Origin of the sequence: Cryobacterium sp. TMT3-29-2, assembly GCF_004564305.1 — a bacterium.
Taxonomy (GTDB): Bacteria; Actinomycetota; Actinomycetes; order Actinomycetales; family Microbacteriaceae; genus Cryobacterium; species Cryobacterium sinapicolor.
This window is the reverse complement of record NZ_SOGK01000114.1, coordinates 1-10,070: the sequence shown is the minus strand read 5'-3', so window position 1 is coordinate 10,070 and position 10,070 is coordinate 1. Positions and strand designations below refer to the sequence as shown.

The following is a 10,070-nucleotide window of genomic DNA, read 5'->3' as shown; positions in this document are numbered from 1 at the left end:
ACGTTCGCCTGCACCAGACCCTCGGCTACTCAACACCCACCGAACGACTCATCAAACTCACACTCGCCGCCTAAAATGAAACCGAGGACCCCGTCCGAAAAGACCGGGTTACCCCAGGCGACGGATGCCGCGTGTCGCGAAATTCTCCGCAGTTACGGTGTTCTATTTCGCGCTGGCAGTCGCCCGCGGTTGCGCGCCGGCCACCTCTGGCGCCAGCGCCTTGTTCGCGTCGAGAACCTTGCGGTACGCGGGAAGGTGACTGAACAGTTCATCGGTGAGCGGGTTGCGCCGTCTCTTCACGATTGTGTAGATCTGGTAGACGACAACGGCGATGTTGGCGGCGAGAGCCAGGGCGCTGACGGCGAACAGGGCGACCGGATCGTGCGACGACTGCACCGAGAACGACGAGCTGGACACGAAGGTCGGGAAGGCCATAGTGAACATCATCCAGAACGCCAGGGTTTGCGCGCGATGTTGCAGCCAGGCGCCGCGCTTGATGAAGAAGGCCGGGATCGTGCACGAGACGAGCAGGGCCGCGCCGGCGTAGAACGAGTGGTCCCCGACCGCGTTGTAGACGTAGGCGAAGTTCCAGAGGTCGTAGGCGATGATCCAGAACCACAGCATGTCCGGCCAGATCATGTCCTTCTTCGGGCCGCGGCTGATGATGATGCCGGCCCAGCCGCAGATCGTGACCAGGTTCAGCAGCCCGGCGATACCGTTCATGATGTTCCACGGCCCGCCCACCATGAAGACCCCGTCGACCATCCCGTTCAGTCCGTAAACCTCGAAGTCGCGAATCACGGCCTCGAAGATGTTGAGAGCCAGAATGAATGCGGGAAACATCAGCGCGTACCGGTTCTTGGACAGACGCGGGATGAAACGGATGGCCATGAAGCCCAGGCATCCGGCGAGAGCCGAGTAGACCTTGACCCAGTGGAACCAGGTTCCCGTGCTGGAACCGGCGCCGGCGGTAGTCGGCCAGACGAAGAGCGTGAGCGCGACCGGCAGCGCGATGAACAGCACCAGCGCCGCCCATTTGTTGGACCGGGCGACCTCGTTGGCGATCATCAGTCCCGCGACGACCGCCAACCACATCAGGGTGGACGACCAGGGGATGGTTTCGAATAGGAACATGTGCGACTACTCCTTTGAATTGCATGAAGACGGTGAGGCCGGCGCGGTGCGCTCGAGGTGCAGCGTCTGGCGCACAATCGCCACGAGCACCTCGTCCGTGACGGCGGGCTTCGATCGAACGAGGCCGATTAGACCGAACACCAGCACGTAGAACACTTCGGCGACATTGTCGATCCGGATCTGGTGCCGCCGCGCGTAGGCCTCGACGGTGGTGACCTGCAGGCGATCGACGACGGCCATGACCGCCCGGTCGACGAACTCGTTGTAGAGGCCCGCGTACTCGGTGCGGCCGAGCTCCTCCCTGAATAGGTCGGTGCGGTGCAGGTGATGGCGGAACAACGCTATGCAGTCCACCAGGGCGCGGTCGATGTCGCCGGGGATCCGCGCGGCATCCCAGCGATCGAGGTCGGCCACGAACTCCGCGATGTGGTCCTCGCAGATGAGGTCGATGATCGCCTCTTTGTCCGGGAAGTAGTGGTAGATCAGGCCGCGGGTGACCCCGACTCGGGCCGCGATGTCCGTGATCGACACGCGGGCGACCCCACTCTCGGCAACGAGTTCCCGGGCGGCCCGGAGAATCTCGTCCCGGCGCTCGTCCGGTTGCTTGCTCTGGCGCACGGGCGTCTTCGATGTGAAAGCGTCGGGCATCGGAGCCTCCTCAACGGCTGTGTCGAAAACCTCTGGCGGGGCGAGAGCCGCCCACTGTTCCAGATCCTACGACCACGATTAACACTGTGTCAATGACAGAGCGTCAACGGATGTCCCTGCCGCCTCGCGGCATCCGTCGCCTCTGCACCTCGCCCCCTCCTCGTTCGACCGTTCGCGCCGCCCTGGCTGGCCTGTCTGCCCGCCCCGCCCCGCCCGGCCTGCCCGCCCGGCCTGCGCGCTCCGCTTGCGCGCTCCGCTCCGCTGCCGCAACTGTTGCCGGCGCGGACAACTGTGCCCGGTGTGCCGGCAACAGTTGTCCGCCCTGGCAACAGTTGCGGTCGAGTGTCGACTCCGGACGCGGAACGTCACATGAACCGCCGCGAATACAACAGCATTTATGATGGGAGCTTGGCTGTGCCCGCGTCCCCGAACCTTTGGAGTGCCACGTGAGCTTGATCGTGCAGAAGTTCGGCGGATCATCCGTCGCCGACGCCGAAAGCATCAAACGTGTGGCCAAACGAATCGTTGACACCCGAAAAGCGGGCAACGAGGTCGTCGTCGCCGTCTCCGCGATGGGCGATTCCACCGACGAACTCCTCGACCTCGCGCACCAGGTCACCCCGATCCCCGCGCCGCGTGAACTCGACATGCTCCTCACCGCGGGTGAGCGCATCTCGATGGCGCTGCTCGCCATGGCGATCAAGAGCATGGGCTACGACGCCCGCTCCTTCACCGGCAGCCAGGCCGGCATGATCACGGATGCCCAGCACGGCGCCGCCCGCATCGTCGACGTGACTCCCGGGCGCATCCGCGATGCGCTCGACGAGGGTGCCGTCGCGATCGTCGCCGGCTTCCAGGGCTTCAATCGCGACACCAAGGACATCACCACGCTCGGCCGCGGCGGCTCCGACACGACCGCCGTCGCGCTGGCCGCCGCCCTCAACGCCGACATCTGCGAGATCTACACGGATGTCGACGGCGTCTTCACCGCGGACCCGCGCGTCGTTCCCCGCGCCCACAAGCTCGACCGGATCTCTAGCGAGGAGATGCTCGAGCTCGCCGCCGCGGGTGCCAAGGTCCTCTACATTCGTGCGGTGGAATATGCGCGTCGGCACGGTGTGACGCTGCATGTGCGGTCCTCGTTCAACAACAACGTGGGAACGATCGTCTACAACCCCGACACCACGAGCCCGCACGTCGCGATCCCGAATTCGTCGGCCACCGAGCGCACGCATCCCAATAACGCATCCGCGAATGGAGAGACAGTGGAAGAGCCAATCATCGCCGGGGTCGCCGCCGACCTGAGCGAAGCCAAAATCACGGTCGTCGGCGTTCCCGACATCCCGGGCAAGGCCGCGCAGATCTTCAAGATCGTCGCGAAGACCAACGCGAACGTCGACATGATCGTGCAGAACGTCTCTGCCGCGTCTACCGGGCTGACTGATATCTCCTTCACCCTGCCCAAGTCGGAGGGCCAGCAGGTGCTCACCGCGCTGACCAATGAGCAGGCCAACGTCGGATTCGCCGGACTGCAGTACGACGACCAGATCGGCAAGCTCGCTCTCGTCGGCGCCGGCATGCGCACCAATACGGGCGTCTCCGCGAAGCTGTTCGAGGCGCTGTTCGAGGCCGGGATCAACATTGAAATGATCTCCACCAGCGAGATCCGCATCTCGGTGGTCACCCGCGCCGACACCATCAACCAGGCGCTGCGGGTCGTGCACACCGCATTCGGCCTGGACTCCACCAACGACGCCGTCGTGCACGGTGGCACCGGCCGCTAGCGGGCATCCGTCGGCCCGACCCGCCGGACCCGGCCGGACCCGTCCGCCCCGGCCGGACCCGATCAGTCGGAGCCGGGCCCGGTGTCCGGCCCGGCCTCAACCGGCGCCGACCGCGCTCACCCGGTTCCCCCGTGGCTAACTCAGGAGAAGCAGAGGCCACAGGCCCGATTCGGCCGGAATTCGGTTCAAATCGGGAGAATCTCCTGAGTTAGCCACAGAAGCAAGAAGCAAGAGGCAAGAGGCAAGAGGCAAGAGGCAAGAGGCAAGAGGCAAGAAGCAAGACGCAAGAATCAAGTGCAAGTGCAAGTGCAAGTGCAAGTGCAAGTGCAAGTGCAAGTGCAAGTGCAAGTGCAAGTGCAAGTGCAAGTGCAAGAAGCAAGAACACGAGCCGAAGCAGCAATTGCCACGGCACCCAGCGGAGGAAACACAGTGACCAGCACCGCAGCAACCAGCACCGCAGCAGGAATCCAGATCGGCGTCGTCGGAGCCACCGGCCAGGTGGGAGCCGTCGTGCGCCGCCTGCTGGAGGAGCGGGACTTCCCGATCAGCGGCATCCGTTTCTTCGCGTCCGCCCGGTCCGCGGGATCCGTGCTGCTCTTCAAGGGCGAGAAGATCGTCGTCGAAGACGCCGCCATGGCCGATCCCAGCGGCCTCGACGTGGCCATCTTCTCCGCCGGCGCCACGCTCTCGAAAACTCAGGCTCCCCGGTTCGCCGCGGCCGGCGTGACCGTGATCGACAACTCCTCCGGCTGGCGGATGGACCCCGACGTGCCGCTGGTCGTCAGCGAGGTCAACCCCGAGGCGATCAAGCTCGCGACCAAGGGCATCATCGCCAACCCGAACTGCACCACCATGGCGGCCATGCCCGTGCTGAAGGTGCTGCACGACGAGGCCGGCCTCGAACGCCTCATCGTGAGCACCTACCAGGCCGTCTCCGGCAGCGGCCTCGCCGGCGCCCGCGAACTCGCCAGCCAGGTGCGCGCCGCCGCCCAGAGCGACAACCTGCTGCAGCTGGTGCACGACGGGTCCGCCGTGCCGATGCCGGCGCCTATGGTCTACGCGCGCCCGATCGCGTTCGACGTGATCCCGCTGGCCGGGTCCATCGTCGACGACGGCGACTTCGAGACCGACGAGGAGAAGAAGCTTCGCAACGAGAGCCGCAAGATCCTCGAGCTGCCCGATCTGCTCGTCTCCGGCACCTGCGTGCGCGTGCCCGTCTTCACCGGCCACGCCCTCTCGATCAATGCCGAGTTCGCCAACCCGCTGACCGTCGCCCGCGCCCTCGAACTGCTCGCCACCGCCCCCGGCGTGGTCGTGACGGATGTCCCCACACCCCTCGAAGCGGCCGGCCAGGACCCGAGCTTCGTCGGCCGTGTACGCCAGGACAGCGGCGTGCCGAACGGGCGCGGACTGGCCCTGTTCATCACCAGCGACAACCTCCGCAAGGGTGCAGCCCTCAACGCCGTGCAGATCGCGGAGCTCGTCGCGGCGGACCTGCTCGTTCGCTGACCGCGTGGTGGTGTACGGCCAGCCGCACACTCCGCTAGTGTCAGACTTCGTGGACGAGATTCGGAACTCCAGCGGCGTCAAACGCCTGGCGTTCCTGGCGTTTGCCGGAATCGGCCTTTCACTCATTCTCGCCTCGCTCGTGCTCCTCCTGGACGACCCGTCGGACAGCTGGCTGATCGCCGGGGTCGGCGTGGTCTGCGCGGCCATCCTCGAGCTCACCTGGGTGCGCGTGGGAGCCGTGGCGCACCGCAGTCCGATGATCAGCCTCCCCGTGCTGGCGCTGCCGGCGCTGGCCCCGACGCTCTCCCTGCAGGTCTCGGCGGGGGTGATCGTGCTCGGCGTTCTGCTGGCCATCCTGGTCGAGTCCCAGCGGGCATCCGTCGCGCTTTACAGTGCCGGCCTCCAGGGTGCCGGGGCCCTCGTGGCTATCGGCCTGTTCTCCGGGTTCACCGTCGGAGGAACGCCGATCCTCGCGGGCGTGGCCGCGGCATCCTCGGGCTATGTCGTCTTCATCATTGTGACCGAGGTGCTGCGGCAGCGTTTCGTCGCCGGCCCTCGGACAACCGGGCGGCGCGGCGGCGCGCGCCCACTGTCGCCGCTGCGGGTTCTCCTCGTGCTGATCGGAACCGTCGTGGTCACGGTGGCGGCGGCGCACTGGAGCGTCGTGGGAGTGCCGTTCCTGGTCGAGGTCAACAGCACTCTCGATGCCGTCATTGTGTTGTTCACCCTGATGATCATCGCCTCGGTGGTCAAGGTCTCCACGATGATGACGGTCATGCGCAAGCGGCTGGCGGGCATGGTCGCCGCCACGAGCGCGCTGGCCGCCGACCCGGCCGCCGAGCCCTCCGGCCGGGCCGCCAGCACCGGGAACACCAGCACCGCCACCACAGGCATAGGCACCGCCGGCACGGGCATCGCCACGATGAGCGCCGCCGACAACATCTGCCCCAACACGAGCGCCGCCGCCGAATTCCCGGCCCCCGAGCCCGGCTCCCCGGCGGCCGTCACCGATCTGCTGCGCCGCGTGGTGGCGGATGCGATCGGGGCCGAGTCCGTCGTCGTGCGCAGCGAACCCGCGCGTCCGGGCGAGATCAGCATGCTGCTGCCCCTGGCCGGCGCCATCGGGCCGGACCAGTACATCGTCGCCCGGCGCGACGCCATGGACGGCGCCTTCACCGGCAACGATAAGCGCGCCCTGCAGGCCCTCGCCACGACCGCCGAGATGGTCGTGCGGGCCCGCCGCAACATCGCCGGCCTCACCCTGCGGGCCAACACCGATCCTCTCACCAGCCTGCCGAACTACGGCGCGTTCCAGGAAGCCCTGGCGAACATCAACGACCACCGGGACTACTCCGAGGCCCTGGCCGTGCTGTTCATCGACCTCGACGAGTTCAAACGCCTGAACGACCGTTTCGGCCACCAGACCGGCGACGAGGTGCTGCGCGAGCTCGGGCGCCGGCTGAGCGCCGTGGTGCGTCCGAACGACGTGGTTGCCCGGGTCGGCGGCGACGAGTTCGTGATCATCCTTACCCACCTCGCGTCACTGGCCGAGGCGAAGTCCATCGCCGAGCGCATCCTGGTGGTCTCCGGGGAGCCGATGGTCATCGGCCAGACATCGCACAGCCCCATCATCAGCGTGGGACTGGCCTACTCAGCGCACCGGGAAACCGACGTCAACCAGTTGGTTCAGGATGCCGACCGGTCGATGCTCGCGATCAAGAAGTCCCGGCGGCGAGGCGGCCCGTCCAAGGAGAGCAGCCTCAATATCTCCAGTCACCGCTCCTCGCAGATGAACGACATCATCGCCAACGCCATCGACGAGGACCTGCTCGAACTCGCCTTCCAACCCATCGTCAGCCTCGTCACCGGGCAGATCTGGGCGTTCGAGGCCCTCGTGCGCTACACCGACCCGGACCTCGGCCCGCTGTCTCCGCCGTCGATCGTGGAGAAGGCGAAGGGTCTCGGCCGGCTCGACGCGATGACCCGCCAGGTGGCCGTGAAGGCCATGGCCGCGGCCGCGGACTTCCGGCTGGTCGAGCCGCGCGTGGTCTGCATGACCATCAACGTCGAGGCCGGGCAGATCCTGCCCGAACGCGTCGGCACCTACATCGAGCAGCTCGCCGACCGCTACCCCGGCATCTCACTCTGCCTCGAGCTCAACGAGCGGTCGATGACCAAGGTGACCCCGGCCATCCGTGCCCAGGCCGACCGCCTGCGCGACCTCGGCATGATGATCGCGCTCGACGACTACGGCTCCCAGGACTCCTCGGTCGACTCCCTGGTGCGGATGCCCATGGACATCCTCAAAATCGACCGCAGCCTGGTCGACGACCTCGACGACATCCGCCAGCGTGAGGTGCTCACCGCCCTGCAGGGTTTCGGCGACAACCTCGAGTACTCGATGATCGTCGAGGGCGTGGAGAACGAGGCGATGGTGAACCACCTGAGTGCGCTGGGCATCCGGAGCGCGCAGGGGTTCCACTACGGCGTGCCGGAGAGCTTCGAGAAGACCCTGTCACGGCTGGAACTGCACGGCGCCCGCGCGGTCGTGCCGAGGAGCCCGGCCGTGCTCGCCGCCGTTCTCCCGGTCGTTGGTGCTGCAGACGGCTCAGTGCCTGCCGCCGTTCTCCCGGTCGTCGGTGCTGCAGACGGCTCAGTGCCTGCCGCCGTTCTCCCGGTCGTCGGTGCTGCAGACGGCTCAGTGCCTGCCGCCGTTCTCCCGGTCGTCGGTGCTGCAGACGGCTCAGTGCCTGCCGCCGTTCCGGCCGCTGTGCCGCAGCTCTGACCGTTCCACTACCCTTGAATTCATGAGCATAGAACCGGTTCCGTTCGAGGTGGAGACGCTCGTTCTCGACCTCGATCCCGAACGGCGGGCCCTGCTCTACCCGGTGCTCGACACCGTGCGCGATGCCATGCCCGACGGTTACCGGCTCGGGGTCTACAACGGCATCCTCGGCTGGGTGGTGCCGCTGGAGACCTACCCGAACACGTACAACAAGCAGCCACTGGCCTATGTCAGCCTGGCCGCCCAGAAGAACTACAACTCGCTCTACCTGATGGGCCTCTACAGCTTTCCCGAGAAGGATGCCGCGTTCCGCGCCGCCTGGACGTCCACCGGCCGCACGTTGAACATGGGCAAGAGCTGCGTGCGTTTCAAGACGCTGGCCGACCTCGATCTCGACCTCATCGCGCGCGAGGTCGCGAGCGTGTCGGTCGACGATTTCATTGCGAACTACGAGCGGGTGAGAAGCCGCGACTGAGCCGCTTCGTGCACCGTTTCGGAGCCAACCGTAACCTGACGCGCCTGCGTTCCGGCGGGAGGCATCCGTTACCACCGATATGGTGGAAGGGTGAATCCAATGGCGAAGATTGATGTCGTTCTTATTGGTGGCGGCATCATGAGCGCCACCCTCGGTACCTTGATCAAGCAGTTGCAGCCCGACTGGAGCATTGAGGTTTACGAGCGGTTGGGGGAAGTCGCTCAGGAAAGCTCGAACCCGTGGAACAACGCGGGCACCGGCCATGCTGCGCTGTGTGAGCTGAATTACATGCCCGAGGCGAAGGACGGTACGGTGACCGCGGCCAAGGCCGTGGCCATCAACGAGCAGTTCCAGATCAGCCGTCAACTGTGGGCGCACCTGGTGGAGACGGGTGTGCTGCCCGCTCCCACCAACTTCATCAATTCCACGCCGCACATGACATTCGTGCATGGCAAGAGCAGTGTCGAATACCTGCGCAAGCGGTTCGCGGCGCTCAAGGGAGAGCCCCTGTTCGCGGGCATGGAGTACAGCGAGGACCCGGCCGTGATCGGCACCTGGACCCCGCTTCTCACCCAGAAGCGCCCGAAGAACCAGAAGATCGCGGCGACCAGAATCGTATCGGGCACCGACGTGGACTTCGGCGCCCTCACCCGCCACCTCTTCGCCAACCTCACCGCCGAGGGTGTCGGCGTGCACACGAACCAGCAGGTCACGGGTGTGAAACAGCGCACGGATGGCACGTGGAAGCTCAACCTGCGCCGCCTGGTCGGCAACCACCCGAGCGTCGTCAACGCCCGGTTCGTCTTCGTCGGCGCGGGCGGCGGCGCCCTGGCGCTGCTGCAGCAGAGCGGTATCCCCGAGATCAAGGGTTTCGGAGGGTTCCCGATCAGCGGGCAGTTCCTGCGCACGACGAACCAGAAGCTCGTCGACCAGCACCACGCGAAGGTCTACGGCAAGGCCGCCAAGGGTGCTCCGCCCATGTCGGTGCCGCACCTCGACACCCGCGTCGTCGATGGGGAGACCTCGCTGCTGTTCGGCCCGTACGCCGGCTTCACGCCGAAGTTCCTCAAGTCCAGCAGCTGGCTTGACCTGCCGTTCTCGATCCGCCTGCACAATATCGGGCCGATGCTCTCCGTGGCTGCGCACAACTTTGGTCTGATGAAATACCTGATCGGAGAGGTTTTCGCCTCAAAGAAGACGAAGCTGAAGGCGCTGCAGGAGTTTATCCCGACCGCGAAGATCGGCGACTGGGAACTCATCACCGCCGGACAGCGCGTGCAGGTAATGAAGAAGGACCCGGACCAGGGCGGCGTGCTGCAGTTCGGCACCGAGGTCATCACCTCCGCCGACGGCACCATCGCCGGGCTGCTCGGCGCCTCGCCGGGAGCCTCGACCGCGGCCCCGATCATGGTCGACCTGCTCCAGCGCTGCTTCCCGGAGCAGTATCCGGCATGGGAGCCCAAGCTGCGCGAGATGATCCCGAGTCTCGGCACGAAGCTCTCCGACGATCCGGCTGCTGCCGCCGCGTCGCTGGCCGCCACCGCGGCCGTGCTGCACCTGACCGCGTAGGGGCTGCCCGGGGTTGCCCGGGTCGCAGGGGCTGCGGCTGGCGTGGGCGCGCCCGGGGCGGGGCGGGGTGCCCGGGTTGCCCGGTGCTCGAGGGGTTTCAGCTGCCGGGGGTCCCGGGGCGTGCGGAGTGGCCGGGGTGGCCGGGGCGTGCGGAGTGGCCGGGGTG

The 10,070-nt window shown here is 66.5% G+C and carries 7 protein-coding genes; 5 read left to right on the top strand and 2 right to left on the bottom strand.

Annotated features, from left to right (window positions below; all coding sequences use genetic code 11):
- Window positions 1-162: 162 nt before the first annotated feature.
- Together E3O67_RS12840 and E3O67_RS12835 are read right to left on the bottom strand one after the other, a co-directional pair.
- On the bottom strand, window positions 163-1,134 hold the full coding sequence (locus E3O67_RS12840) for a DUF5692 family protein (RefSeq protein ID WP_135102872.1): 972 nt from the start codon (window positions 1,132-1,134) through the stop codon (window positions 163-165).
- Between the two features lie 6 nt (window positions 1,135-1,140).
- A complete protein-coding gene (locus E3O67_RS12835) occupies window positions 1,141-1,782 on the bottom strand; it encodes a TetR/AcrR family transcriptional regulator (RefSeq protein WP_134432673.1) in 642 nt (213 codons plus the stop codon).
- 446 nt (window positions 1,783-2,228) lie between these two features.
- Here E3O67_RS12835 and E3O67_RS12830 point away from each other — a divergent pair, with 446 nt between their 5' ends.
- From E3O67_RS12830 to E3O67_RS12805, 5 genes are all read left to right on the top strand, one after another.
- Window positions 2,229-3,566 (top strand): aspartate kinase, encoded by a 1,338-nt coding sequence (locus E3O67_RS12830; RefSeq protein WP_134432671.1) that lies wholly within the window; start codon window positions 2,229-2,231, stop codon window positions 3,564-3,566.
- A 429-nt stretch (window positions 3,567-3,995) separates the two neighbouring features.
- The gene (locus E3O67_RS12820) at window positions 3,996-5,075 is read left to right on the top strand and encodes an aspartate-semialdehyde dehydrogenase (RefSeq protein ID WP_135102871.1); all 1,080 of its coding nucleotides are present in this window, start codon (window positions 3,996-3,998) and stop codon (window positions 5,073-5,075) included.
- A gap of 37 nt (window positions 5,076-5,112) precedes the next feature.
- Window positions 5,113-7,860 (top strand): EAL domain-containing protein, encoded by a 2,748-nt coding sequence (locus tag E3O67_RS12815; protein ID WP_135102870.1) that lies wholly within the window; start codon window positions 5,113-5,115, stop codon window positions 7,858-7,860.
- A gap of 22 nt (window positions 7,861-7,882) precedes the next feature.
- Window positions 7,883-8,335: a DUF1801 domain-containing protein gene (locus E3O67_RS12810; protein ID WP_134432665.1), complete on the top strand. Its 453-nt coding sequence runs from the start codon at window positions 7,883-7,885 to the stop codon at window positions 8,333-8,335.
- A 99-nt stretch (window positions 8,336-8,434) separates the two neighbouring features.
- Entirely contained in the window at window positions 8,435-9,904 is a 1,470-nt protein-coding gene (locus E3O67_RS12805) for a malate:quinone oxidoreductase (protein WP_135102869.1), read from the top strand.
- The last annotated feature ends 166 nt before the right edge of the window (window positions 9,905-10,070 follow it).